The following is a 25153-nucleotide window of genomic DNA, read 5'->3' on the forward strand; positions in this document are numbered from 1 at the left end:
TCATTACCCCTCCTGCATGATCCCCCTCCCTTATGGCAGGGATATTATGCAGCAATTTCAAGTGTCACAGCGACCTTGACATGCCCCGCGGCGCTGTAGCGTCCGCCACCGTCGAAACAGTAGCTTAGCTTCCGCGGGCTGTCCAGCGCACCGCCGGTGGGGTACGTGGAGGGCGTTGGCAAGTGGCGCGCGGACCTTTCACGGAAAGGGGCAAACGCCGTCCGTCAGGACATCGGCACAACGCGATGAACGGCGGAAGTCGTCGTAATAGAGCGTCCAGTCGGTCGTGTCGGCGGCGCGATAGGGGCCGAACTTAAAATACTGATTCTCTCCCAGGCCTTTGTCGGCGTGGCCGATATGGCCCTTGACCGTTATGATCGGCTTACCGTTGGCAAACAGCTCGATGTGCCCCGTGCCGTCCGGCCCGGGTTTGGTGAAGATCGCGAAATCGATCCAGCCGGAACCCGGCTCCGGGAGCGGATTGCCGTGATCGGTGACCGTCACCGCCTTCGTGCACGAGTTGAAAAGGCTGCTGTCCTCAGTCGTCCAGTTCGGGTCCGTGGCCACCAGGATGCGCACCTGGTTCACGTCGGGGCGGGCCCAGGCCGGCACCTCGCCCGGCCCGCAGCGGGCCGGCTTGCCTTCGGGGCCGGTCGAAATCGGCAGCTGATAATTGGTCTCGACGGTGGCGAAGAGCTTCCCGAGGTCCATGCGCAGCGCCAGAAAGGGGCTGAAATCCCCATCCGCGCCAGGATCGATCTCGCGCTTCCATTGTGCGATCAGATAGCGATGGTCGCCGCTCGGAATCGGGTCCTCGAACTTGACCGCGAAGCCGTACCAGACGCCTTGGTCATAGGGAACGCGAAGGGCGGTCTTTTCCCAGATTTCCGCCCGCTCGCTGCAGCCGTCGTTCAATGTCGGGCAATGCGGCATGACGCTGAGCTTCAGCCCGCCATTGCCCGTCCGTTTGACCGCGGTCTGGAACTCGACGGTGCCGGCGCTCTGCTCGAAATTCTCGCGGTAATAGAGGCCGCCTTCCGGCGCAAAATCCTTGCCTTCGAAACCGTCGACCAGTTTCTGCTCCAGAGGCGGTTGTTGTTGCTGCAGTGCTTGAGCGTTTGCGATGGTCGGCAGGAGAAGAGTGGCGGCCAGAAAAGCGACGCGAAGCATATATCCCTCATTGGAGCATCTTGTCGATCAGGCCGCGAGGCCCCGGCGGCCCGATCTTGTTGCGATAGAGCAGCATGACATGCTCCGCTTCGGAAAGTCCATCCTCCGTCTCGTCGAAGGCGCGTTCCTGTGCGATGGCAGCGAGGGCCGCGTCCTTGGGATAGAGAACCGTAAACTTCTGGCGCACGCCGCGCAGCCTCTCCTGCCCGAGAGTCAGCCAATCGCCGCCGCAATAATTGACGAAGGCTTCGCTGGCGACGACGTTGTGGCCGTATTTCTTCGTGAGATTCTGCAGCCGCTGCACCTCGTTTACCGCCGAGCCGAAAACCGAGAAAGTCAGCCGGTCCCGCAATCCGACATTGCCGAACATGACGTTGCCGACATGCAGGCCGACGCCGTAGCCGATCGGTTCGCGGCCCTGCCTCTTCCGTTCGGCATTGAGAGCGGCGAGCCGGGCGCGCGCCGTACCGACTGCGGCGAAGGCTTCGCGGCTCGCAAGCTCGGAAGGCTCCTTGTGCCGGCCGCAGGGATAGACGGCGATGAAGCCGTCGCCGACGAAGCTCAGGATCTGGCCGCCATGGCGGTTGAACGGCGTCGCGATCGCGTCGAAGAAACCGTTCAGCGTCTCGATATAGGCTTGCCGGCCTTCCCGCTCTGCAAGAACGGTTGAGTCGCGCATGTCGGCCATGACGAGGACCGCGCGAACCGTCTCGCCATCTCCCCGGCGCACCTGGCCGCTGAGGACCCGCCGGCCGGCATTGGCGCCGAGATAGGTGGTCAACATGTTGTCGGCGAGCTTGCCGAGCACCGCGACCTTGGCGGCGATGGCCAGATGGTTCTGCAGCCTCAGCAAGGCGGCGATGACGTCATCGCTGAAACCGCCGTGACGATCGGTCGTCCAGGAGCCGACCATGCCATGCTCGGAGACGGCGCCGAGCGGCTGCATGAAGGCGATATAGTCGGTCGCTCCCTGTTCCTTGAGCTCATCGAAGATCGGGAATTCCGACGGCTGTGCCGGATCGATCCGTCGCCGCACATGGTCGAGATTATTGCTGAGCAGGTAATAATAGGGGCTGCGGAGGAACCGATCGGGATTGAGCGCCAGTTCCTCATGGCGAAGGCCGCTGACCTCGACGCCGCGGCCGCGCCACCAGGTGAAGCCGAGCGCGTCATAGAGCGGGTGGAGCATCGAAAAGGAGAGGTGAACGCGCATGAGCGGCAGGCCGGCCGCTGCCAGCCGCTCGCAGAAGCCGCGCACGATCGTCTCCAGCGATTCGTCGCTGAGGGATGTCCGCATCAGCCAGTCCGCGACCTTGTCCAGGAGGATTTCGGAAACATTGTCGTTGATCGCACTCATTCCACGTCCTCATTTGTCGCGATGGCGGATGTCGACAACGCTCCCGCGGCACCCGGCGAACTACATCGCCTGCCCGGCAGCACTGGCTGTGGCACCCGTCACTAAAGAAAGGCTCCGGCCGCATCTGACGGCGGCGGCGGCGGCGCGCAGCGATCGGATCGCCACGATTTCGCCTTGCAGATATTCACCGCCGGCCCCGATTTCCAGAGACGTTCGCAGTTTTTAATCGTGGGAGAATGCTACACGGAACAGGCCCTCCGATTACACCCTGCAATTGCCGGGGTTGCCGATTGGACGCCGCTCCACGATGCTGCCCGCGCTTGACTTCGCGCCGCTTTGTCGCCAACAAAACCGGACCAGCTCGCGCGGCCGTCACGTCGAAAGAGCGGCGCGTCCGCCAACACTTGGAAATGATCTTGACCTCCTCTCATCACGACAGGCTGCTCGAATCGATCGGCGGGCGCACCGCCAAGATCGGCGTCATCGGCCTCGGCTATGTCGGCCTGCCGCTTGCCATCGCGGTTGCCCGCTCGGGTTTTCCGGTCACCGGCTTCGACATCGACCCGGCAAAGATCGTCGCGCTCGACGGCGGCCGCTCCTATATCGAGGCCGTCCCGGACGATGCGCTGAACCGGGAGGCCGCCGCCGGACGGTTTCGCTCGACGACCGACTTCCGCGAGCTCGGCATCTGCGACGTCATCGTCATCTGCGTGCCGACGCCGCTCACCAAGCACCGGGACCCAGACCTCTCCTTCGTGGAGAAGACATCGCGGTCGATCGCGGCCTGCCTGCGGCGGGGCCAACTCGTCGTTCTCGAGTCGACCACCTATCCCGGTACGACGGACGGGATCGTCCGTTCGATCCTGGAAGAGACCGGCCTGAACTCGGGGGTGGATTTCTTCCTGGGCTTCTCGCCGGAGCGCGAGGATCCCGGCAACCGGAAATTCGAGACGGCGAGCATCCCCAAGGTCGTGGCCGGAGACGGACCGCTCGCGGCAGCGCTGATGGAACGCTTCTACGCGGCCGTGGTCGAGACCGTCGTGCCCGTTTCGTCCAATGCGACGGCCGAGGCGGTGAAGCTCACGGAAAACATCTTCCGGGCGGTGAATATCGCCCTCGTTAACGAGCTCAAGGTCGTCTACGAGGCGATGGGCATCGACATCTGGGAGGTCATCGAGGCGGCGAAGACCAAGCCGTTCGGCTACATGCCGTTCTATCCCGGCCCGGGGCTTGGCGGCCATTGCATTCCGATCGACCCCTTTTACCTCACGTGGAAATCGCGCGAATACGAACTGCCGACCCGCTTCATCGAATTGGCCGGGGAGATCAACTCTGCCATGCCGCGCCACGTGGTGACGCGGCTCGCCGAGGCGCTCGACCGGAGACAGGGCAAGGCGCTCAGCCGCGCGAGCGTGCTGATCATCGGGCTCGCCTACAAGAAGAACGTGCCGGACATTCGCGAAAGCCCGTCGCTGCGGCTGATCGAGCTCATCGAGGAACGCGGCGGGAAGGCGGCCTTTTACGATCCGCATGTCGAGGAAATTCCGCCGACCCGCGAGCACATCGCACTCAAGGGCCGGCGGTCGATCGTCTTCGACGAAAACACCGTGCGCAGTTTCGATGCCGTGCTCGTCGCCACCGACCATGACGCTGTCGACTACCCCGCACTTCGCGACTGGGCGCCGTTGATCATCGATACGCGCAATATCTTCGTCCGCCGCGGCCTCGCAGGCGATCACATCGTCAAGGCGTGATCGCGCGCGCTTGCCGACCGTCTTCGGCAAGCGTTGCCTTGAGGTTCGTTGCCGCCATGGCATAGCCGCCAGCCGCTCCATCGATGAAGTGCATGTGGTCGCGGCTCATCGGAGACGGCACGATGCAGGTCATTAGGGCGGAATCCTGCCGATGCAGCCCATAGCGGCAAACGCCCGCTTCGGCGCCTCGCTTCAACCGCTCCTCGATCCGGTTCAGGCGATCGGCGCCGACATCGATCGTCATCTTCAAGCCGTCGTCGAATTTGCGGAAGTCGGAATTATTGGCAAGGTCGTGCTTGTACTGGGTGACATCGAACCTGCCGATATTGAGGCCGAGCCTGAAGCAGACGAACAGCAGGGCGCTCTGCAGCGCGATCCATGGCCAGGCCAGGAGGCGCTTGCCCGGTGAGGCGATGGCGCGCGATTCCATGGCGATCCCACGCATCGAAAGGCGAGGCTCGGGACCGCCCTCCGGAACCGGATGGCCGCCGCGCTCCTCGCTCTCGGCGAGCGCCACGACCTCGGCGATCAGCGCCTGAAATTCCGGTCCGTTGCCACGCGCGCCGGGGACCGCGATGATCGACACGATGGCGCCATGATGAGAGACGATCGGATTCCAGCGGCAGGAAAGCCCGCTCAAGTCCGGCCTCGTCCCCGGCGCCGCAGCGTCGATCTGGTAGCGCCCCGCCTTCATCTCCGCTTCCGCCCAGCTTGCGCCGCCGCCCGAGAACATCGCGTAGGAAACCTCTTCGCTCGCCTTGAAGCGGGCGACGCGCATATCGAGACCCTTGGCGCGAATGTCGGCGACCGGAACGAGGGCGGCGCGCAGTTCAAGGCCGAGCTCTTCGGCCACCCAGGTCTTGGCCGCGGCGAGAGCCGTGCGCGCCTTTGCCGACAGGGCGGCGGGTATGGCGGCGAGCGCCCCATCGCCGCCGAAGACGAAAGGCAGGTCCCTTTCCTCAAGCGCGTTCATCAGGGCCGAGATCACGCTGGCGCCCGCCATATTGACGCTCTTGTAGCGTCCCTCGGCGATCGCGCCGGTCGAATTGACGATGTCGGCTACGGCCAGCGACCAGCCCTCCGGCAGGGGCCGGTAATTCGCCTCGTCGGCCACGCCTTCGAACGCTTCGAAAAGCGGCAGGCTCTGGTAGAATTGCATTTCGGCTGGCTCTGCCATCGATGCTGAACCCTTGGCCAGGGTGGAATTTGGCCGCCACCAATTTTCAGGGTGGGAGCGGAACGCCTCAGTCCTGAATCGCCCCATACAACTTTTAAATCACGTTGGGGCCGACGGTAAGGCTTTCAATTCAGGACCGGCACGGAAATCGTCGACAAGCATTCCGTGGCCGAGAGTGCCAATGGCATTGCAGGACCCTCATGATTTGTGCTTGTCTAGTCAGCGCGCCGGGGCAAAGTGCCCGAGGCGGGCAGGATGAAACCGAAACGGAATGCGGGACGACACCTTTCGAGTGAAGTTTTGGGGCGTCAGAGGCAGTTTGCCGGTGTCCGGCGAGCAGTTCCTGCGCTATGGAGGCAACACGCCCTGCATCGAAGTCCGTTGCGGCGCCGAGGTGCTGATCTTCGATGCCGGCTCGGGACTGCGCGAGGCTGGCCTGTCGCTGATGTCCGAGGGCGTCTCGGAGTTCGACGTCTTCTTCACCCACACCCACTACGACCACATCATCGGGCTGCCCTATTTCAAGCCGATCTACCGCTGCAGCTCGGCGGTGCGTTTCTGGTCCGGCCATCTCCACGGCACGATGTCGACGGCCGAGATGATCAACGACTTCATGCGGCCCCCATGGTTTCCGGTCGGCCCGGGCATCTGTCAGGCAAGCCTCGACACGGTCGATTTCCGTCCGGGCGACACGCTTTCACCGCGCAAGGATGTTTCGATCCGCACGATGAGCCTCGTCCATCCGGGCGGCTGCGTCGGCTACAGGGTCGACTGGGGCGGCCGCGCCGTCGCGCTCATCTATGACACCGAGCACGAGCCGGGCATACTCGATCCCACCCTCCTCGATTTCATCGCCGACGCTGATCTGCTGGTTTACGACTGCACTTATCTCGAGTCGGAGATGGCGGCCTATCGCGGCTACGGCCACTCGACCGGGATACACGGCTCGCGCCTGGCGATGGCCGCTGGCATTCCGCGGCTTGCCATGTTCCACCACGACCCGTCGCGCACCGACGCGGCGCTTGCAGCGATCGAACAGGAAGTCCAGGCATTCTTCGCGGGCGCCTTCGCAGCCCGCGACCACCAGGTCATCGACCTATGAGATCCGACACTTTCCGCCAGCGACTGGCCGGATGGGTGAGGGTAACCTCGAACAGCTTCGACAGAAACGCCCAGACATTCTCGTCATGGACGAGGTGATGCGTCAGGATTCCGACGGAACCTGTGCCGTTCACCACCTGCTCCAGTCTCGCGAGAATGTCTCGAACGATCTGCGCATGATCGCGGCAGCCGCGCGTTCCGCGCCAGTCGATGACATCCACATGCGTGTTGATGATCTGGAGGCCGGGCCGCAGGAGAGCGGTGGCCTTGCCGCTCCTCTCCGAACCGAAGACCGACAGCGCCCTGAAGCCGATGGCGCCGAGCCCGGCGACGATTTCCGCATCGATCCGGTTCCATGGCGGGACGAGCAGCGGCACGAAGGAAGCGGGAAAGAGGGTTTTGAGACGGGCATATCCGGCCCGCAATTCGTCGGAGACCGTTCCGCCCTGTCGGTGGCTCCCTAGTTCCTGGCGCTTCTCTCCTGCGGGCGCATGGTTCTCGTGCGACCAGCCATGAACCGCGACGCTGATGTCTCTGCGGCCGGCGAGGCAGCGCTCGAGACGCGCGTCGGTATGTGCAGGAATCACCGCCAGGGTCAGCGGCACCGAAAACCGGTCCGTCAGGTCCAGCAGTCGGTGAAGCGCCGCCGTCGGTTCGACCGCATCGTCGTCGCGCAACCAGAAATCCGCGCTCTCGCCGGCTTCCTGCATCTGGTCGAGCCTGTCGATCAGCGCCTGCCAGATGGCCTCACTCGTCATCCTGCCCTCCTGACGAACGTGCCGAAAATAGTGTCCAGACGCCGAGCGGCGGCAGTGAGCGAGCGCTCTTCGAGCACGAAACGGCGCGCCCGATTGCCGAACTCGGCGCGCATGGCAGCGTCGCCCAGCAAGACCCGGATCGCTTCGGCGATGCTGGCGATGTCGCCCGCCGCGGTGAGCAGCCCGGTGTCCCCGTTTCTGACGACCTCGGGGACGCCGGCGGTCGCCTGCGCCACAACCGGCAGGCCGGCCGCCTGCGCCTCCAGATAGGAAAGACCGTAGGCCTCGCCGCATCCGGGCCAGACATAAAGATCGCTTGCGAAGAGCAGCTCCGCAACCGCTTCGGGTGCATTTTCGCCGGCCCAGGCGAGCCGCTCTTCCGGCAGACCTGCAAAGGCCTGCTGCACCTCCGGGCGCGTCGGGCCGTCGCCGACGACGGTCAGCGTCCAGGGAATGTCGACGATCATTTCGAGTGCGGCCGCGAGCATCCGGTAGCTGTCCAGCTTGTCGCCGGGCCGCATCATGGCGACCGCGATCAGTCGGGCCGCATCCGGTTTTTTCCGCGGCGTTCCCTCAAATTGGGTCGTGTCGATGAACGGAGGCAGCATGGCATATCGCCCCTCCGGTATCGCCTCATCGAGCCCCTTGCGGTCGCGCTCGGTAAAGCAGATGTTCACCGCCGCCTGCCTTGCGCCGGCTGCGATTGCCTCCTGGGCGAGCTTCCACGCCCCCTCGTTGCGACGCGACGAATAGGAGCTTTCGGCCGTCACATAGGGAACGGAAAACTCAGCGGTCAGCGGAGGACCGATCAGGTCGGCGGCCTTGTAATAGGGATGGTAGCAGAACCATGCGTCCGGCGGACCCTCGCTCGCCCACCTCCGGCGAAGCCGGGCGATTTCCTCGTCCGCTTGCTTGCTGAGATCCAGATAGGCCGCGTCAGACGCTTCGCGCGAAAAGGCACGCAGTCGCGACGAGATATCGACCTCATGTCCGCATAGCCCAAGCGCCTCGACCAGCATGCGCGCCATCTGCCTGTCGCCAGAGGGGACGGGATGATCCGGGGACTTCAGCGGCGCGTAGAAGGCAATCCTCATGCGCCGCGAGCTATCCCGCCTTCTCCTCCTGATGTCAACACGGACCGCCAGGCCGCGGCGCCCCCTGCCCCGATCTACTCGGCCGCGGCCTCCCCTCCTTGCTGCGCGGCCAGAGCCGCCTTTTTCTTCTCTATCGCATCCCGGGTCGCCGCCGCGGCGGCAGTCGCTTGCCCCTCATCACCGGCGACCTGAACGGTCGGCGAGGCAAAATTGATTCCGTTGGCGTCAAACGCCTCCTTGATCATCGCCTGAGCCCGGCGCCTGATCTGGGTCTGGTGACCTGGCTTGGTCGTCATGGCGAAGCTCAGGGTGATGCCGTAGTCGCCAAACTGCTCAACGCCCTTCATCTTGACGGTCTCGATGATCAGCGGCCCGAGTTCCTCATCCTCGAGGAGCGCAGCACCGATGCCCTTCACGACCTTCTTCACCTTGGCCACGTCGGCATCGTAGGAGACATTGATCATGAACTTGTCGATGACCCAGTCGCGGCTCATGTTCTGGACCGCGCCGAGCGAGCCGAAAGGCACGGTGAACACGGGCCCCCGGTGATGGCGCAGCTTGACGGAACGGATGCTGAAGGATTCGACCGTTCCCATATAGCTGCCGCTCTGGATGTATTCACCGACCCGGAAGGCGTCGTCCATCATGTAGAAGATGCCGCTGATGATATCCTTGACGAGCGTCTGCGAGCCGAAGCCGATCGCGACGCCGAAGACGCCGGCGCCGGCGATCAGCGGCCCGATTTCGACGCCGAGACCGGAGAGCACCATCATGCCGGCGACGACGGCGATGAAGGCTGCGAGAAAATTGCGCAGGATCGGCAGCAGCGTGCGCAGCCGCATGCCGCGAGCTAGCTGAACCGGGTCGGCGACGTCAACGCTTGCCCGCTTGACGTGTAGATTGATGAACTCCTTCGTCAGTTGCCAAATCAGATCCGCGGCGAGCAGAATGACGATGCCGGAAAGCACGCCCCGGAAGATGCGGTTGAAGACGTCGTCCTGCATCATCTCGCTGCCGTTGAAGCGGAAGACGATGGCGAGCCAGGCGGCCGCGAGCGCGATGATGGCGAACCGCGCTCCGCGGTCGATCAGCACATTGCGCATTACCCGGACATTATCGGCCGCCTCTGCGTCCAGCATCGTCCGCGTCGCGGCACTGACGAAACGCAGCAGCGGCGGCAGGCCAAGGAGATAGACCCCGAGCCAGAACAGCACCTTCATGCCGGCAACCCAGACGACCCACAGCAGGATGAGGAAGGCAACGAGCAGCGCGTTGCGCAGGATCCGCCGGCCGCCCGTCAGTTCCTGAGCCGGCCGGCGGAGCACCGTGTCGATGCCGATGCCGAGCACGACGAGGCCGAGGCCGGCGCCGGTGAGGTCCCGGACGTCGGGGAGGAACGAAAGGGCCTGCATCATGTCCATGACGGCCCACAGGACAGCGACCGCACAGACCATGACGACGAAGCGCTTGTGCCAGAACCTTGTCACGTCGGCGGCGGGCGACACGCCTGCCTCCTCCGCATTCTCATCTGCCGGCTTCGCCAAGGCCGCAGCGACAGTGATCAGCAGGCGCGCGACGATCAAGGCAATCAGGAGCGGTGCGACCGCCGCCTCCAGCCGGCTCGGCCAGTCGGCAAGGACGAAGGCGGCGATCGCCGAAACTGCAAAGACGACGAGCGGCGCGATGCGAACAAAGGCCGCAAGGCCTGGCCCAGACTGTCCTGCGCTTCGACTTGCACTCCGCCGCAGCAAGTAGCGGAGAAGAAATTCGGCACCGTAGCCGACGAGAAGCACGAAGCCGAAGCCGCGCAGGATCGGCATCGTTCCTTGGTGCATATCTGCCGTTATGCGCTGTCTTGCCGCCATCCACTCGGGAACCAGCCGCGGGGCCGCTTCACGCATGCCGCCGAGGTGCCTTCTGATTTGCGCGACCCATCGCGAGGCAACGCCGCTCGGCGGCGCGGCGGCCGCAGGCGGAGGCGTGATCTGCCTGGCAGAAAGCCATTGCCGCACCTCGGGATCGTCCAGCAGTTCGATCAATTGCTGGACCTTGGCCGGCGGCGCCGTCGCCGCGGCCTCCTGCGCAGCCAGAGGAGAGCGGGAACCCAAACCCAGTTGAAGAACGAAGACGAACAGGGCCAGGACTGCACTTTGCCCAACAAGCTTAAACATCGAACTCATGCAAGCGCCCCCTCATAGCGCGGGACAATCGCGCGAGATGAATTGTATCAAAGATTTACGCATACGGCAGGTCAGAAAGCCCGAGGCGCTCAGACAGGCAGTGCAACGGCGCGAGGTCGAAAGATGCTCGGGATCGCTTCGGCCCCAGCGCGAACCGGCCTGCCCGGTGATTTTGCCGTAGGCGCGGGCCGACCAAAGCGCAGATTAGCCGGCACTATCAAAGGTCTGCAAGGGCGTCTTCAAGGACTGCGTCAACACGCGTGCGGCCAGCATGTCCCACTCGGCAAGGATCTGCTCAGGCATGTATCTTTGGGCGCTGGCCGCAGCCCTTGCCCCCAGTCGTTCCCTGAGGTTACGATCGGAAAGCATCCTGTCGAGGGCTTTAGAAAGGGCTTCGACATCCTCCTTCGGCACAAGTATGCCGTCGCTCTCATGCGTGATCATAGCCCGTGGACCCCATTCGCATTCGAAGGAGACAACGGGCAGGCCGGCAGCCATGGCTTCCAGCAGCACAATTCCCCATCCCTCGTAACGGGAGGAGAGGACAAACGCATCCGCGGTTTCAATCCAAAGGCCCGGCCTTTCGGTGACCCCGGGCATGTCCACCCGTTTCTGCAGACCGAGCGTCTCGCGCAGGGTCTCCAAGCTACGCCGTTCATCGCCCTCACCCCAAATGACCAACCGCCATGCGGGGTGAGCGCCAGCAATCCTGGCGAAGGCTTCGAGCAAGAGGTCGAAGCCTTTCTGGGGCGTCAACCGGCCGACCGCAGTCAGGATGTTCTTGCCGCGCCTGTTCCGCCAATCCCGCGGCAAGTCGACGGGATTGGCGATGACCCAGCCCTTTTTGCGAATGCTCGGCGGAAAGTAATCCAGCGCCCCTTGGGTCATCGTCACCAGGCCGAATGCTCGAGGGTATAGGCTTGCCTGAAGCCGCCTCCAAAACAGACCGAAGGGCTGTAAAGCCGGGTTGTTGCGCTCGGAGACGACGACCGGAACCGCGGAACCGATCGTCGCCAGCAGCGTCAAGACATTCGTTCGCGTTAGAAAGCTTAGAACAAAATCCGGGCGAGTGCGCCGAATGGCAGAGCGCAAGCGTCCCAACCGCTGCAGCACCAGGAGGGACGACCGCAGCTTCGAGGCTTTGCGGGGCGGTACGCCCAGGCGGACGATCTCGATCTTGGGATCGAAATCGTAATAGGGCTGCGCATCCGGATGCTCGAGGGTGATGAGCGTCACTGCGCAGCCGGTGCTGTTCCAGTGGTTGGCAACGAGATTGACGATGTGCTCGGTTCCGCCCGCGCCGAGCGCCGGAACGACGATCGTTATCCTTGCCCCGGCGATCTGCGGCGATGCGAGCGCTCGAGAATCTGAACGTTTGTCCATCCAGAATTGCCCTCCCCATGCCGAGGTTTCTACTGGCCGCGTGACTAAACACATGGTAGAAATTACGGGAACAAGACTTTGCAATATAGACGCACTTGTATTTCTCGACAGTACGTAAAATGCATTCCTTGGGGCACAACAAGTTTCGTTCCCTAATAGAGCAACTGTGAATTGCAGAAGGGACGCTAACACTAACCGCTTCGTCTAGCTTTTTAAAAGCCGCAGGCATCCGGCCGTAGTCGGGCCGCGGTCGACACCAGCCGGATCGCAATGGGAACGCGATCTCGCCTGATCGTTGCGAAGAGGCGGGAGGGGCAGTTGAAAAACCTGATCGCACTCCTGGTTTCGGTGATCCTGGCGTTCGGAGCCGGGGAGGCGATGCTGCGGTTACTTACGCCGTTTCCGATCGGCACGCAGTCGCATCGCCATATCGACTCCAAGTACGGCTATCGCCTCGATACCACTCTCGGCGACGTCGACGAGGAAGGCTTCCGGAACCCCGCCGGCGCGCATCACGGCTTTCAAGTCGCGGCTGTCGGCGACTCGATGACATACGGCAACAACGTCGAAAGCGCCCATTCCTGGCCGGCGGTCTTCGAGGCAATCACGGGCGAACGCACCTACAACTTCGGAATTGGCAGCTACGGCATCTACACCTATCACGCGATCGTCGTCGATGCGCTGGCTGCCGGTGCAAAAGGCGCGATCGTCGCCGTTTACCCTGCCAACGACTTCGCGATCGTATTTTCCGCATGCGATATCCTGGACGCGCGATCCGACTTCTGGCTTGCAGAACAGAAGCGACTTCAGCTGCAAGCCTTCATCGGTCAGTCCGGAGGTCATTCGCAATGCACCAAGGCGCGGTCGGCAAGCCTCAAGACGAAGCTCTTCGAGAATGTCGCCATCTTGAGCGCCTATCACTACGCGATCAGGGATCGGGCGAAGAGCTTGTATGCTCGCTTCTTCGCAACCAGCGATCAGGAACTATCTGAATATTATCGGTTTCCGGACGGATGTCCGCCAGTGTCGAAGCGCTATGTCGACGAAGCTGGTCGAATGGCCGATCCGACCTCGCCCGAGGTCGCTGCAATGCTGGCGGATTTTGAGCGCTTTGCGGCCGATTGGGCTGACAGAGGGCGGGGCCGGATCGGACTTTTGGTGCTTCCGACAAAAGAGCGGGTGATCTACGAACATCTGCGCCGCCGTGGCCAGCTCGCAACCGCCGAACCTGGCTTTGTTGCCAGCGTTGAAACGCAGATCGCGCTCGAGGAAGAAATCCGGCAGATCGCCGACCGGCTCGACTTGCCGCATCGCAGCGCCGTTGCCGCAACTGCCGACGCTTTGCAGGCAGCTATCCTGGCCGGGCAGCGTTTTTATCCGGACAGCGACGGCCATCCGTTCGAGTCCGGTTATGAAGCTTTTGCAAGAACCGCATCGTCGTTGTGGGAGGAAATGAAGGCGGCGGCTTCCGAGACACCCGGCATTGGCTGCGAGGGCAGCTGCCCGAGCACGATGCTGCAAAAAGAAGGAGCCGGCGTGGATCAACATCGGTAGCGAGGGCTTGCAGCCTTGTTTGTTCAGTTCGCTCTTGCGGAACTATGACCTCTGACGGCGCGCCTCTGCCGTTGAACTGGCGCTTGCCATGACTTCCCGGAGAACCTGTGCCGCCCTCCCGACGGCAGCCGTGTCTAGAGCGGGATCGACCAGGAATGCGAGGCTCGTCTCTCCGAGCTGCCGCGCGTTCGGCAACCGCTTAACCGGACCCATGTTCATATCCACGAATGCCTTCTCGAGGTAGATCTCCGGGCAACTGCCGCTGAAGCAGGCGACCCCGGCACTGTTAACTTCCGCGACGATCCGGTCTCTGCTCCATCCCGGCAACAGTAGCTCCGGCTTCAAGAAGGTGTAGAACCTATACCAAGCATGCCGGACGCCTCGGGGAGGAAGGGGTGTACGCAGAGCGTCTATCCCGGCGGCCGCCCTGGCGAGAATGGCGGCATTCTGCGCCCTGATGCTGTGCCATTGCTCGAGGCGCCGCAACTGCCGCGACCCCAACACCGCCTGGAAGGAAGTCATGCGCCAGTTCGTCCCGATCGACTCGTGCAGCCAGCGGAACCCCGGCGGGTGCTCTCTGTTGTAGACGGCATCGAAAGACTTGCCGTGGTCCTTGCGGCTCCACGCCTTCTTCCACAGCTCCTCATTGTTCATCGCCACGAGGCCGCCTTCGCCTCCGGTGGTGATGATCTTGTCCTGGCAGAAAGAGAAGACGGCAATGTCGGCGAAGCTGCCGACCGGGCGACCGTCGATTTCGGCGCCATGCGCCTGGGCGCAGTCCTCGATGACCCACAGTCCGTTTTCGCGGGCAAATTCCATGATCGCCGGCATGTCACAGGGCCAGCCGGCAAGGTGGACGGCGATAATGCCCTTGGTTTTCGGTGTCAGTTGCTCCCTGATGCTTTCTACGGTGATGTTCTGGCTGTCGCGGTCGACATCGGCAAAAACCGCGACCCCGCCCGCCATCGGCACCGAAGAGGCCGAGGCGATGAAGCTGCGTGGCGTAACGATCACTTCGTCGCCGGGCTGAAGTCCGAGCGCAAAGAGCGCCAGGTCCAGCGCCACGGTTCCGTTCGCCAGAGCCACCGCGTGCTTCACGCCAAGAAAGCGCTCATAAAGCGCCTCGAAGTTGCGGACATGCGGTCCCGTCCAGGCATTCACCTCGCCCGATCGAAGCACCGAGACGACATCCTCGATCTGCTCCTCGTCGTAGATTGGCCAACGCCCCATGTTTCCCTCCCGCTCGTATTCATCCGCCTCCGGCCATGGCCGAAAGAGTATATCGAAAATCCAACGGACACTGCCGCGGTCGGTGGTCTCCGCTTCAAACGACGTGCCGAACCAGGACGAAGGCCTCGGCCGCAGCACACATCACGGTTGCCCCACGCAAGGTGGCGAGGGCCCGTAGGGCCGCTATGGAACGCTCGTGCGGTGGTTCGCGCAGCTGCGATGCAAAGAGCTGCATTGACTCAACCTTCGCCTCGAGATGCTCGCTGATGTCGACAAAAAAATTCGGCAGAAATCCCGGGGACAAGTATGGGGCATTCCAGTTCGTTTCCGAAAGCGTTTCGTAGGCGAGGATCAGTTTCGGAAACCCCGCCTGGTGCGGCCGACAGGCCACCAGGGCCGAGGTGAATGTCAGCTGATGGTCCATATGCATGTCGCCCGCGAAGGGAACGAGCACTGTTTGCGGGCGTAGACGAAGAACAAGGTCGAGCAGCGCACCGTTGACGGAAGCATGTGCGGTTTCGGCAAGCTGTGCAGCAGGCAAACGCAGCCAAAGGGTTTCCCGCACGCCCAAGACCCGGTGCGCCTCCATCGCCTCGGCCTGCGTCCTGGCGATCGTTGCGGCGTCGAAAGTCGGCGGCTTTCCCTCGGTTACGATGGCGACGAAGACCTCCTCGCCCCGCGATGCCAGCTTCGCGATGGTCCCGCCGGCGCCCAGCACCTCATCGTCGGGATGTGGAGCAACGACCAATGTGCGGCCGAAAGAGAAATGCGAACCGTTCATGGAACCTCCGAGAGCCCCTGCCGCCATCGCATCGCTATCCGTGGCTGCGGCCCGCACGAATGACGCGCAGAAAATCCTTGGCGACTTTCAAATGCATTTCATCGACACGCTCGCCCAAGACGATCGTCTTCAGTGTCAACAGGAGAATTCGCCCATCAAGCCAAAGACTGGCGTGCGCGACATACCAGAGGTCAAGGGCGATCTTCTCCTCGTCCGACAGCAACGTATTGCCATTCACCTGCGCCCAGCCAGTCATGCCGGGAGTGACCAGTGAGCGCAGGCGGCCGAGATCGCCGAAGCTTGCGACCGTGGCCAACGGAAGCGGGCGGGGGCCCACGATCGACATGTCGCCTGCCAACACCGCAAGGAGTTGCGGGAGCTCGTCGCAGCGGAGCCTGCGCAGCAGCGAAGTCGCAGCCGTCTGTCGCATGTCGTCCGGCAACAATGTGCCGTCCGGTCCGCGCGCGTTCGTCATCGTCCGAAACTTGGTCACCGTGATGGCACGCATGCCCGCACCGGCGCGCGTCTGGGTGAAGAGCAACGGCAAACCGAGGCTCGCCCAAACCACCATCGCCGTTACCGCCATCAGCGGCAGGCAGAGGATGACGAGCAAGCCGCCAAGAGCGCACTCAGCTATTCGCTTGAGACGGTATGATCCCGACGGGGCGGGCAGAGCAAAAGGGAAAACTGCCTGCTCTCGACTGGGCTTCACTTCGATGTCCCCTGGCGCGTGGAGCACGGTTTCCAGTATCACTTGTCTAAGAATGCTACATTCCGGCGATACTCACGACGACGACATCGCCTGGCAGCAATTCTGTAACGAGGGACGCCTGCAGGCTGGTCGGCTTGCCGCCAACTGCGCTTCGACGGACCTCGTAAGCATAGGAGATCTGATTCTTCTTCGATTCATCGCGGGCCACCGCGGCGAGGAGAAGGATCTGCTCTTCAGCCGAACGTTGCTCCGCAATCAGCTTTTTGATGGCAATTTCACGCTCCTGGAGCTGGGTCAGAATATCCTTCTTCCTGTCAGCTGCGAGCTTTGCCAGCTGCAGTTTCAGCTCGCTCATCTCCTGGCGCGTACGCGCAAGGGTCGCGAAGGTTTCCAGCAGTTGCGCCTTTTCCGTTGCGGCACTGTTCTCCGCGCGAGAAAGCTCGCTCTCAGTGTTCAACCCGCGCTGCCGGAGCGCGCCGACGCGCGCCACATCGTCGACGCTGTTGCTCACGATATCTTTCTGCTGCTGCACCAGCTCGTTCAGGATCTCTATCCCACCCTCGGCCTGGGCAATTCCTTCCGTCAGAATTTGCGCTTGCGATCGATAGGCGGCGAGATCCTCCTTCAGGATCTTCTCCTCAAGCTCGATGACGCCGTCGACAGGCAACTCCTCGACATGCGTGCGGGCGACTTCCGGGACGTCTTTCAGGTCGACCTTCTCGCTGGATTTCAACTGCGCCGCAAGTCGCGCCGCATAGACGGCCTCGTGAACAATTTCGGCTTTTGCGGCCTCTATCTCGGCGCGCAGGCGGGCGCGTACGATCAGCCGGTCGGACGCGTTCGCCGTCACCACCTGCATGCCGCCCGCAAGGCCGATCGCTTGCTCGACCGTCAGGCCGCTGTAGAAGGGAAACGAACCGGGGCTCCTGACCTCGCCGAGGACGAAAATCGGCCGGAAAGTCGAAATATTCAGAGACAGCTTCGGATCGACGAGGATGTCGCGTCTCCGGTACTCGCTGCCAAGCTTTTCAATCGCCTCCGTTATCGTGAGGCCCACGACGTTGACCCCGCCGATAAGGGGGAACTGTGCTTCGCCGTTGCCTGAAACAGTCGCCGTTATCGGCAGCTCGGCGTCGTCGAGGAAGTCGAAGGTCAGAACATCTCCGGCGTTGAGCCGATAATCACTGGCAGACGCAGGCGGGGCCGGGCCTACCACGAGTCCGACTGCCAACAGCACGATCGCCAAAAAATACGTGCCCCAAAACCTTAGGGACAAGCTCGTGGCCGATAGCGGAGGTAACGTCCCCATCGCAACCGCCCTCCAAAAGCAACAAAGAAAAGGCTATCAAAATATCTCGCGCGACTATATTCTCCCTCATACTGTCCCGTCAAAGGATTTTAGTTGTTTTTTGCGCCGGTGACCGGCAAGGCGACTTACCTGGACGCTCAAACACGACTGCGCCCAGGGGGCCGCGCGGGTGTTCCTGCCCTGCGGAGTCAGGCTCACTCCCGATAGATTTATGAGTGCATCGGCCCTGCGCCATGGGCGAAGGGCGGCGCCTTTTTCGACAGGGCGGCCTCGCTAGAGGCGGGAGGTCTCGTTTGGCGATACGAGAAGAGCTGGCCAAATATTTCAACCGCCTCCACAAGATGCTCGCTCGGGAAAAAGGACTGAAGGGTCGCCTGGGAAATATAAGGCACCTCCTTACGGGGAATGCGCTTACCTCCCTGCTCGGCCTTGTTGGATTCGCCTTGACGGCCAGGGCGCTTGGTCCGTCCGAGTATGGCATCCTGGCGCTTTGCTTCACCTATACGGCCGCCATAGAGCGGCTCGTGAACTTCCAGTCCTGGCAACCACTGATCAAGTTCGGCGCCGAATCGAAGAGCGCGGAAACGCTTGCTTCGTTGTTCAAGTTCGGGCTTCTGCTCGATGTTTCTGCGGCTGCGACCGGATGCGTGATTGCCGTGGCGCTCGTGTGGGCCTTCGGGCCGTGGCTCGGGATCTCGTCCGAGATGTCCGGACTTGTCACGCTTTTTTGTGCCATTCTGCCGTTTCGCATCTCCGGCATGCCGCTGGCCGTGCTGCGCCTGTTCGGGAAGTTTCGAACAATCGCCTATGGCCAGGTCGCCTCGAGCGTTTTCCGCGCGGGATTGTGCGCAATCGGCTTTGCCTTCGGCGGTACCTTGCAGGACTTCGTGCTGATATGGATGGCGGCCCAAATCTTCGGCTCGCTGTCCGTTCTCTTCCTTTCGCTTGCGGAGTTACGAAGACAGGGAATGCTGGCGAGCATGCTCAAGGCTCCTGTCCGCGGTATCAGCGCTCATTTTCCAGGCCTCTGGACATTCGCGATCTCGACGAACCTGTCATTGACCCTGCGTTCGAGTGCCAACCAGCTCGACACGCTTCTCGTCGGCTACCTGGCCGACCCGACCGCGGCGGGTCTTTATCACATCGCCAAGCGCATTGGCCGAATGACGCTGCAGATCGGAGATCACGTGCAGGCCGTGCTCTATCCGGATCTGGCCCGGGCCTGGGCCGCGAGCGCAATCGAAGCGTTTCATCGGGCCGTCACACAGATGCGAGTGCTTCTTCTCGGCTTCGGAATATTTCTGGTCGGCGCCGTGTCTTTGACGATCGATCCGTTGCTGAGACTGGCTGTCGGTCCGGGTTTCGAGGCGGCAGGGCCCTTGGTCGTCGTTCAATCGATCGCGGCGACCATGACGCTCTATGGTACTATAACGCGCTCAGCGCTCCTTGCCATGGGGCGGGAGGACCGGGTTCTAAGCAGCGTGCTCGTCGCGACAATCGCGTTTCATGGCACCGCTTTGGCGCTGATCCCGCGGATCGGCCCGATGGGCGCCAATTTGGCCCACATCGTCATGGCCGCCATCTGGCTGTGGATGATGGCAGTGGCGTATCGGCAGACATAGGCAAGATCGCCAGAAGCTTCTCTCGACAGCTGTGACGGAGGGAAATCCATGAAGCTGCACGATATCGATTTCCTGATTATCGGCGCCACCAAGAGCGCCACGACGTGGCTGCAGCAATCGCTGCAGCAGCACCCGCGCATCTACATGCCGGCTCCGGAACTGCATTATTTCAGTCGCTACTATGACCGCGGAGACGAGTGGTATCTGTCGAACTTCGAAGGGCCCAAGGATCGACGCCTCGTCGGCGAAAAATCCAATTCCTATCTGGATACAGAGGGCGCAGCTGAGCGGATATGCCAGAAACTTCCAGGCGCGATGCTGATCGCCCAGTTGCGCAATCCGATCGAGCGCGCCTACTCGGACTACTGCATGCTGTACCGCCGGGGCGAAGTCGGCCGCGACATCGCCACATATCTTGACCCGCGCATGGGTGCCGGCGGGCGCTTCCTGAACGGTGGTCTCTACTTCCAGCAATTGCGCGCCTATTTTGATCGGTTTCCGGCCGAGCAGATCCTCGTCGTTCTTTACGAGGACATGCGAATAGATGCGTCTGCACAGCTCGATCGCATTAGCAAGTTCATGAAGATGACCGACGACATGCCGCTCCAGCCGCTGGAGAAAAAGGTCAAGGACAAGGCGGAGCCGATGATCAACCCTACGCTGCGCCGTCTGCTGCGCCCGTTGAAGCCGATCGTCGCTCCTTTCAGGAACAATGCGGGATTCAAGAGACTGCGGTCGATCGCCGCTGCCGAAGTCGAGTATGCGCCGCTGACCCGAGAACTCAGGGAACGCATGGGCGACTTCTACGCCGCCGAGATAGAAAAGCTCGGCGCCATTGTCGGCAGGGATCTGAACGGGTGGCTGAAAAATGGGGGCGTTCACTAGTTCAGCTGGCCCGGCTACGCTACTGGCGCCCGATCGACAACGCTCCGATAGCCGTCGACGGTTGCGGCCCGCGGAAATCCAGCACGAGCCTTTCGATCTCCGACCCGCCGCCCACGCGCTCCAGTGCGGTAAATGATCCGTCCTCGTCTAGCTCAAACAGGGTGGCAGCGTTTTCCCCAGCGCGATTGGTGCGGGCGATCATGAGCAAGGCGCCAGGACCGTGGAGATAGGCTTGAATATTCTCAATTGCGACATGAAGCTGATCCGCAGAAAAGTAGCCCGTATTCAGAATATTGGCGGCGCGTATCATGTCGAACCGGCGGATAAAGCGTTCCGACTGACGCATTATGTCATTTTCAACGAACACGATCGCACCATTAGGCGGCAGCGACCGGGTAACCATTCGCACCGGCGTGCTCACACCCGCGCTTATGCGCGATCGCAGGCGTGCTTGTAGAATGCTGCGGCTAAGCATGAGCGGAATAAATGCAAGCGTCACGTAGTCCAGTCTTCGGATCCAGGGACGGATCGCGATACCCCTGAGGTCATATTGCAATGGCCAGCCCCCCGGATCGCAGAACACTCTGAACCACGGAAACAGTTCGACGATGTGGGCCTCGATGAAGAGATCGGTTGCCGTGATGCTGGCAGCACTGCCGCAATCACTCAGGAATCTGGCGAGTTCCACGGTTGTCAGCCCGGTCGAAACTCCGACGTCCAGAACCTCGCGAAGCGAGCCTGCCCGCTCCTGGACATGGGAGCGGAACGCGACCTCCAGCTCCTGAAAGCGCGACGGCTGGGTCAGCTTGAAGGTGCCGTTTCGCATCTTGAGCTTGGCAAAGAAGGCAGACTCCAAGACTGCATCGGTCGTATCCACGCCCGATGAATAGAACTCGCTGGCACTCAGGTTCATGGTCCCCTCAACCCTGCTGCATGTCTTACCCCTAGATCGAAACGATTTAAGGACGTCTAAGGTAGCTCATTGCGGATCCGGCAGCGGCCGGACATCGCCGTCTCCCGGATCGCCGGCCATGACGTGGAGAAACTCTTCGAGGTTCGACCACCCGTCACCATCCATGTCCTTTTGACCATCGTCGGCCTTTGCCGGATCCAGGCCGTATTTCACCTCCCAATCATCTGAAATGCCGTCCATGTCCCCGTCCTGGTATGGCGTTCCAGCATCAAGATAGGGCCATCCGCCGACCTCGCGCGGATCCGTTTTCAACAGGCGCCCGCTGCGACTTTTCACATCCTCGACAATGCGGCTGTCGGCCTCATCGCGCTCGGGCTTTGTGGCACCGGCATTCTCCAGAACTTCCTCGAAGGCGGCCATGGGCGCGGACGTCCGGATGGCCGGCGCCTCGAACGGCGCCTTCACAACAAAACGTCTTTGATCCTCGGCGAGAACCAAGCTGTCATCCTGGTCAGGCGCAGTTCGATACGGTTCGTCATAGTTGTCCTTGACATAGATCGAGTGCCCGAGGCCGCTTTCGGGGAAAAGATGCACCAGGTGGTCGTTGCGCAACTTTTGTCCTGCGATCTTATAATTGCCCACCACATTGGCCTGAATATGCGTCCATTCATCGCCAAAGCTCACGACGTATTGCCACTCTGGCGAGAAGAAAACATTATTCACGACATCCGCAACCGCGCCGGGAAGTTTCATCTTTATCTGCGGATTTCTGAACCTGCCGAACGCGAAGAGCGAGTGGTGCACCGAGACGTTGCCACCTTTAGTGAACAACATGTTGCGAGCACGATTGTTTTTCCCCGGCCCGCCTTTCAGCAGCGGCTCGCTGGCAATTCCCCATTGCCAGGTGAAATTGCTGGCGTCTTCCGAATCTACCGTCTCGTCCGATCCCCAGCTGGCGGAGATATGATCGAGCATGATGTCTCTTGCCGCCTCCGAGTACATTCCGAGACCGCCGGAACAACACGCCTTGCGCGCATGCGGCCCAGGTCGAAGGCGAATATGCCTGATGATCACGTCGTTGGTCCAAATTTCAATGGAAGGACGAATCTGTGTCTCACCGTTGCGAATGGCGATCCCGCCGCCCGGAGCAGTCTCCCCGGCAATCGTCAGGAACGGATTTCGAACCAACAGCGATTTCTCGCGCAGCGTGATCGTGCCGCCGGTGCGGAAGATGCAGACGCGCGGTCCAGACGCTTCTATGCACCCGCGCAGAGATCCTGGGCCCGACTCGTTCGTGTTGACGACATAGATGACCTTACCGCCGCGGCCTCCAACGGCACCGGCGCCGAAGCCTTCGGCCGTCGGAAAGGCACGCTGCCTGCCGTCCGGCAGCTTGGGTGAAAGAGGTTCCTGCACTGCCGTTGCAGCTTCGGCCTCCCGCACCGGCCCGACCTGCGATCCAAGGAGCAGCCCTGCCAACATCAGCTGAGCCGCGACAATGTCGGGGCGCCTCCAATGTCGGGACCTTCGCGAAACAGCTGAACGCGCAGCCAGCATAGGTTTTCCCTCGCTCCTGCAGGCGATGCTTAAAGATAGCCGTAGCGTCTGAGCATCCAGCCGCACAGCCGCTCGAACGAGAGCTGCTGGCCGGCCGGCATCCGCGCCCGCCAAGACTCGTCCCTCGTGAGTGCGACAGATCCATTCATGCGCAGCCGATTGCCCGCGACCTGGTGCCCTGGACCGACCGGCTCGCCATTCCGCAAAGAAGAACCGATTTGTTGGAGGTCGAGCTCCAGAAACGCCCCGATCTGCCGCATGATGGCGACGGGGTCGGAGACGAAATCCTCATACCTCACACGCAGCACTTTATCAGGGCCCAGTTGTCGCGAGAGATATTCGACCGCAAGATTGACTATGCTCCATCGCAGCGCCGTTCTAAGTACCGATTTTGGCCGAATCTCCTTCTGCAATCCCGAGTTCGCGTCGCGCGCATAGGGTTTCAGCAATGACCAGGCCACGCCGCGCCCGTCACGCACCATGTGGATGACCCGCATGTCAATTCCCGGTATCTGCGCAAGCGCCATCGCCCTTCCCGGCAATTTCGAAGAATCGACGATGACCTGCTTGCCGGAACAGGTAAGCATCGCGTTCACCAGACGCTCCGTGTGCAGCGCATAGGCCGCAAATTGTTTGCCGAGACTGAGCCCGGAAAACATCCGTGCAAGCACGGGCAGACCCTCGAATTTTTCTTGAAGGCCGCAATACTCCGACATGAGCGTCGGGTCCGAGTTCGCCAGCCATTCCTGGCAAACGGTGCTCCAGAAACGGCAGTCCCGAATCCGATTGCCGCAGGCACAATATTCGTTGTGACGCCAAACATGCCGTGTGAGCGACGTTATCTCACCCGCCCCCAGCACGGCATCGTGCTGCCCCAACGCAATGTCGAGCAAGGTGGTCCCGCTGCGTCCGTAACCTGCGATGTAAGCAATGCGAGCGGGCTGCGAGGGCATCATCATAGCCTTTCATATGAGCGGCTGCTTGAACTTGCCTTCAATTCTGCTTGCACGCATCGCGGACGTCCCACCAGCAGATGCGATCGACTACAATCTTCTAGCCGCGGACGTCAGCACGCGCTATTTCAAATTCATGCGGGGGAATTGGCTGCTCTCGTTCACAAAACAAGTGAAACGAAGAATATATGATAATGCATGCACGCCTGATTAGCAACCCGAACAGCTTTACTACCGTTCGGCCCTGAACGTACTTCCTCTCCAACTATTCGCCAACTATTTTTTCGACATAAAACCGCGACACATGAATAGATATGATGCGACGCGGTTAGCCGCCTGATTGCGTGAACGACAAAGCCCTCGGCCTTAAGTTCCGCGCCTTCAAGATCTTGCGATCTGGCGGAATTGCGCGAGGCCGAGTCCGCAGCACAAGAAAATAGGGATCGTCCAATAGCGCGCGTACATATGCGGATTGAACAGGGCAATCGTCAGAAAAACCACAATGGTCGTCGTCATCGCTGCCAGCGCCCTCTTATCTCCTCCGCCCCTTTTGAGCGTAAACCCATGCAGCAGGAGGACGGCCGAAAACATGATCCAGCCCAGGAGCGCGAGCAGCCCGCCTTCGACCCAGAGGAGAAGATAGAGATTGTGAACGGGAGCGGTTTGTACACTTCTCTCCCGGAACTCGTCCGCTCCCAAACCCACAAAGGCAATCTGCTTATCGGATATCGTCTGGAGTGCTTCCTCGATCAGCGCGGCTCTCGAAACGAACGTTCCCGCTTCGGATATGTCGCCGGAGGAAAGCGCGCCCAAAACACGCGTCTGAAATGTCTTGGGCAACAGGTCCTTGCTTCCAAAGCCCGCCACAGCCGCAACAAGTATGCCGCCGGCAAGCGCCAACCGTAGCAACAGCTTGGGCGTCGAAAGAAACGCCGTGAAGACGCCTAGGCAAAGCAACGTTACGAACAGACCGCTATTCGAGCTGGTAAGTATCACCGTACCTATGAATATCGCTATTAGCGGTAAGGCGACGTATGACTTGATCCGGCCGGTCGCCCACAAGAAGAGCGGAATTGGCAGCGTCAGGGCATTCATCGCCGCAGCCAAGTTCGGGTTGCGAAGGACTGTCGCCAAACGCCGTCCACCGGTAACGACGCCCTTTCCTTCTCCAGGCACATAGCCAACCGTGTAGAAGGTAATGATGCCGTGAATATCGATGACAACCATGCTGACCAGGAAAATGGCCGCCAAACGATAGGCTACCCTGGGCTCATCTCGGATCAGAATGAACATCAGGAATACGTAGGCGAACAAATATTGCGCCGTCACGATCAGCCCTCGTTCGGGGCTGTCATGCAAGAGGCTGCCGACCATTAGCCCGACGAACAAGAGCGTGAACGCGATAAGCCAAAGCGGCGTTGCTTCGCCGAGCGGCTTGCTCCAGATCCGCCCGGTTATGAAAAGAAGAGAAAGACTGAGGCAGAAAAAGAAATCGCTGAGCGTAAAGAATAGCTCGGAAAACCGCAGTGTTGCATAGGGCGCCAGGAACACGCCCATATAGAGGAAGGCACGTTCGATTGCAGGCAAGGCCGGCGCGCGCAGGTGGGTATCGGAATGAATGTGAAGTGTCGTTGTTTTGCCTAGGTGTGACACTGTCGCCTCG

Annotated in this window: 20 protein-coding genes; 5 read left to right on the forward strand and 15 right to left on the reverse strand. The window is 61.5% G+C overall.

Annotated elements, in window-relative coordinates; translation table 11 throughout:
- Nucleotides 1–198: 198 nt before the first annotated feature.
- Together NXT3_RS29140 and NXT3_RS29145 are read right to left on the reverse strand one after the other, a co-directional pair.
- Nucleotides 199–1170: a polysaccharide lyase family 20 protein gene (locus tag NXT3_RS29140; RefSeq protein ID WP_104841192.1), complete on the reverse strand. Its 972-nt coding sequence runs from the start codon at nt 1168–1170 to the stop codon at nt 199–201.
- Between the two features lie 7 nt (nt 1171–1177).
- Nucleotides 1178–2527 carry an adenylate/guanylate cyclase domain-containing protein gene (locus NXT3_RS29145; RefSeq protein WP_097524536.1) on the reverse strand — a complete coding sequence of 450 codons (1350 nt, stop codon included), beginning with the start codon at nt 2525–2527 and terminating at the stop codon, nt 1178–1180.
- Nucleotides 2528–2943: 416 nt separating this feature from the next.
- On the opposite strand from NXT3_RS29145, the gene NXT3_RS29150 reads away from it, so the two are divergent.
- On the forward strand, nt 2944–4281 hold the full coding sequence (locus tag NXT3_RS29150; RefSeq protein ID WP_272939869.1) for a nucleotide sugar dehydrogenase: 1338 nt from the start codon (nt 2944–2946) through the stop codon (nt 4279–4281).
- On the opposite strand, the gene NXT3_RS29155 is transcribed toward NXT3_RS29150, so the two are convergent.
- Complete coding sequence (locus NXT3_RS29155) at nt 4271–5458, reverse strand: DUF3095 domain-containing protein (RefSeq protein WP_104841194.1); 1188 nt, start codon at nt 5456–5458, stop codon at nt 4271–4273. The two genes, NXT3_RS29150 and NXT3_RS29155, sit on opposite strands and share 11 nt — an antisense overlap.
- Before the next feature lie 271 nt (nt 5459–5729).
- On the opposite strand from NXT3_RS29155, the gene NXT3_RS29160 reads away from it, so the two are divergent.
- Nucleotides 5730–6560, forward strand: coding sequence for an MBL fold metallo-hydrolase (locus NXT3_RS29160; protein ID WP_097524533.1), 831 nt, complete (start codon nt 5730–5732; stop codon nt 6558–6560).
- Here NXT3_RS29160 and NXT3_RS29165 read toward each other — a convergent pair.
- The 4 genes from NXT3_RS29165 to NXT3_RS29180 form a co-directional block, all read right to left on the reverse strand.
- Entirely contained in the window at nt 6547–7317 is a 771-nt protein-coding gene (locus NXT3_RS29165) for a polysaccharide deacetylase family protein (protein ID WP_104841195.1), read from the reverse strand. The two genes, NXT3_RS29160 and NXT3_RS29165, sit on opposite strands and share 14 nt — an antisense overlap.
- Nucleotides 7314–8411 (reverse strand): glycosyltransferase family 4 protein, encoded by a 1098-nt coding sequence (locus NXT3_RS29170; protein ID WP_104841196.1) that lies wholly within the window; start codon nt 8409–8411, stop codon nt 7314–7316. The genes NXT3_RS29165 and NXT3_RS29170 overlap by 4 nt, the downstream gene beginning before the upstream one ends.
- Nucleotides 8412–8485: 74 nt before the next feature.
- Complete coding sequence (locus NXT3_RS29175) at nt 8486–10591, reverse strand: mechanosensitive ion channel family protein (RefSeq protein WP_104841197.1); 2106 nt, start codon at nt 10589–10591, stop codon at nt 8486–8488.
- A gap of 204 nt (nt 10592–10795) precedes the next feature.
- Nucleotides 10796–11974 carry a glycosyltransferase family 4 protein gene (locus tag NXT3_RS29180; RefSeq protein ID WP_104841198.1) on the reverse strand — a complete coding sequence of 393 codons (1179 nt, stop codon included), beginning with the start codon at nt 11972–11974 and terminating at the stop codon, nt 10796–10798.
- Nucleotides 11975–12292: 318 nt separating this feature from the next.
- On the opposite strand from NXT3_RS29180, the gene NXT3_RS29185 reads away from it, so the two are divergent.
- Nucleotides 12293–13528 (forward strand): SGNH/GDSL hydrolase family protein, encoded by a 1236-nt coding sequence (locus NXT3_RS29185; RefSeq protein WP_234828209.1) that lies wholly within the window; start codon nt 12293–12295, stop codon nt 13526–13528.
- 42 nt (nt 13529–13570) lie between these two features.
- On the opposite strand, the gene NXT3_RS29190 is transcribed toward NXT3_RS29185, so the two are convergent.
- From NXT3_RS29190 to NXT3_RS29205, 4 genes are all read right to left on the reverse strand, one after another.
- A complete protein-coding gene (locus tag NXT3_RS29190; protein ID WP_097538777.1) occupies nt 13571–14758 on the reverse strand; it encodes a DegT/DnrJ/EryC1/StrS aminotransferase family protein in 1188 nt (395 codons plus the stop codon).
- A 94-nt stretch (nt 14759–14852) separates the two neighbouring features.
- Nucleotides 14853–15539: a PIG-L deacetylase family protein gene (locus tag NXT3_RS29195; RefSeq protein WP_104841199.1), complete on the reverse strand. Its 687-nt coding sequence runs from the start codon at nt 15537–15539 to the stop codon at nt 14853–14855.
- 34 nt (nt 15540–15573) lie between these two features.
- Nucleotides 15574–16251: a sugar transferase gene (locus NXT3_RS29200; RefSeq protein ID WP_199773417.1), complete on the reverse strand. Its 678-nt coding sequence runs from the start codon at nt 16249–16251 to the stop codon at nt 15574–15576.
- Nucleotides 16252–16306: 55 nt separating this feature from the next.
- Entirely contained in the window at nt 16307–17560 is a 1254-nt protein-coding gene (locus tag NXT3_RS29205) for a polysaccharide biosynthesis/export family protein (RefSeq protein WP_097524525.1), read from the reverse strand.
- Nucleotides 17561–17853: 293 nt separating this feature from the next.
- Here NXT3_RS29205 and NXT3_RS29210 point away from each other — a divergent pair, with 293 nt between their 5' ends.
- Both NXT3_RS29210 and NXT3_RS29215 read left to right on the forward strand, forming a co-directional pair.
- On the forward strand, nt 17854–19182 hold the full coding sequence (locus NXT3_RS29210; RefSeq protein ID WP_104841201.1) for a lipopolysaccharide biosynthesis protein: 1329 nt from the start codon (nt 17854–17856) through the stop codon (nt 19180–19182).
- Nucleotides 19183–19230: 48 nt separating this feature from the next.
- Complete coding sequence (locus NXT3_RS29215) at nt 19231–20067, forward strand: sulfotransferase family protein (protein ID WP_037416824.1); 837 nt, start codon at nt 19231–19233, stop codon at nt 20065–20067.
- A gap of 19 nt (nt 20068–20086) precedes the next feature.
- On the opposite strand, the gene NXT3_RS29220 is transcribed toward NXT3_RS29215, so the two are convergent.
- The 4 genes from NXT3_RS29220 to NXT3_RS29235 all read right to left on the reverse strand — a co-directional run bounded on the left by NXT3_RS29220 (nt 20087) and on the right by NXT3_RS29235 (nt 25143).
- Nucleotides 20087–20980: an ATP-binding protein gene (locus tag NXT3_RS29220; protein WP_104841202.1), complete on the reverse strand. Its 894-nt coding sequence runs from the start codon at nt 20978–20980 to the stop codon at nt 20087–20089.
- Between the two features lie 66 nt (nt 20981–21046).
- Nucleotides 21047–22537: a pectate lyase gene (locus NXT3_RS29225; RefSeq protein WP_104841203.1), complete on the reverse strand. Its 1491-nt coding sequence runs from the start codon at nt 22535–22537 to the stop codon at nt 21047–21049.
- Nucleotides 22538–22566: 29 nt separating this feature from the next.
- Nucleotides 22567–23493 carry a sulfotransferase family protein gene (locus tag NXT3_RS29230; RefSeq protein WP_104841428.1) on the reverse strand — a complete coding sequence of 309 codons (927 nt, stop codon included), beginning with the start codon at nt 23491–23493 and terminating at the stop codon, nt 22567–22569.
- Nucleotides 23494–23871: 378 nt separating this feature from the next.
- Nucleotides 23872–25143, reverse strand: coding sequence for an O-antigen ligase family protein (locus tag NXT3_RS29235; RefSeq protein WP_423828012.1), 1272 nt, complete (start codon nt 25141–25143; stop codon nt 23872–23874).
- Nucleotides 25144–25153 lie beyond the last annotated feature (10 nt).

The organism is Sinorhizobium fredii (assembly GCF_002944405.1).
In the GTDB taxonomy this organism is placed as follows: domain Bacteria; phylum Pseudomonadota; class Alphaproteobacteria; order Rhizobiales; family Rhizobiaceae; genus Sinorhizobium; species Sinorhizobium fredii_C.

Coding starts and splice junctions, on each gene's coding strand:
- NXT3_RS29140 (WP_104841192.1), bottom strand. CDS start 1,170: ATGCTTCGCGTCGCTTTTCTGGCCGCCACTCTTCTCCTGCCGACCATC.
- NXT3_RS29145 (WP_097524536.1), bottom strand. CDS start 2,527: ATGAGTGCGATCAACGACAATGTTTCCGAAATCCTCCTGGACAAGGTC.
- NXT3_RS29155 (WP_104841194.1), bottom strand. CDS start 5,458: ATGGCAGAGCCAGCCGAAATGCAATTCTACCAGAGCCTGCCGCTTTTC.
- NXT3_RS29160 (WP_097524533.1), top strand. CDS start 5,730: ATGCGGGACGACACCTTTCGAGTGAAGTTTTGGGGCGTCAGAGGCAGT.
- NXT3_RS29165 (WP_104841195.1), bottom strand. CDS start 7,317: ATGACGAGTGAGGCCATCTGGCAGGCGCTGATCGACAGGCTCGACCAG.
- NXT3_RS29170 (WP_104841196.1), bottom strand. CDS start 8,411: ATGAGGATTGCCTTCTACGCGCCGCTGAAGTCCCCGGATCATCCCGTC.
- NXT3_RS29175 (WP_104841197.1), bottom strand. CDS start 10,591: ATGAGTTCGATGTTTAAGCTTGTTGGGCAAAGTGCAGTCCTGGCCCTG.
- NXT3_RS29180 (WP_104841198.1), bottom strand. CDS start 11,974: ATGGACAAACGTTCAGATTCTCGAGCGCTCGCATCGCCGCAGATCGCC.
- NXT3_RS29190 (WP_097538777.1), bottom strand. CDS start 14,758: ATGGGGCGTTGGCCAATCTACGACGAGGAGCAGATCGAGGATGTCGTC.
- NXT3_RS29195 (WP_104841199.1), bottom strand. CDS start 15,539: ATGAACGGTTCGCATTTCTCTTTCGGCCGCACATTGGTCGTTGCTCCA.
- NXT3_RS29205 (WP_097524525.1), bottom strand. CDS start 17,560: ATGGGGACGTTACCTCCGCTATCGGCCACGAGCTTGTCCCTAAGGTTT.
- NXT3_RS29215 (WP_037416824.1), top strand. CDS start 19,231: ATGAAGCTGCACGATATCGATTTCCTGATTATCGGCGCCACCAAGAGC.
- NXT3_RS29220 (WP_104841202.1), bottom strand. CDS start 20,980: ATGAACCTGAGTGCCAGCGAGTTCTATTCATCGGGCGTGGATACGACC.
- NXT3_RS29225 (WP_104841203.1), bottom strand. CDS start 22,537: ATGCTGGCTGCGCGTTCAGCTGTTTCGCGAAGGTCCCGACATTGGAGG.
- NXT3_RS29230 (WP_104841428.1), bottom strand. CDS start 23,493: ATGATGCCCTCGCAGCCCGCTCGCATTGCTTACATCGCAGGTTACGGA.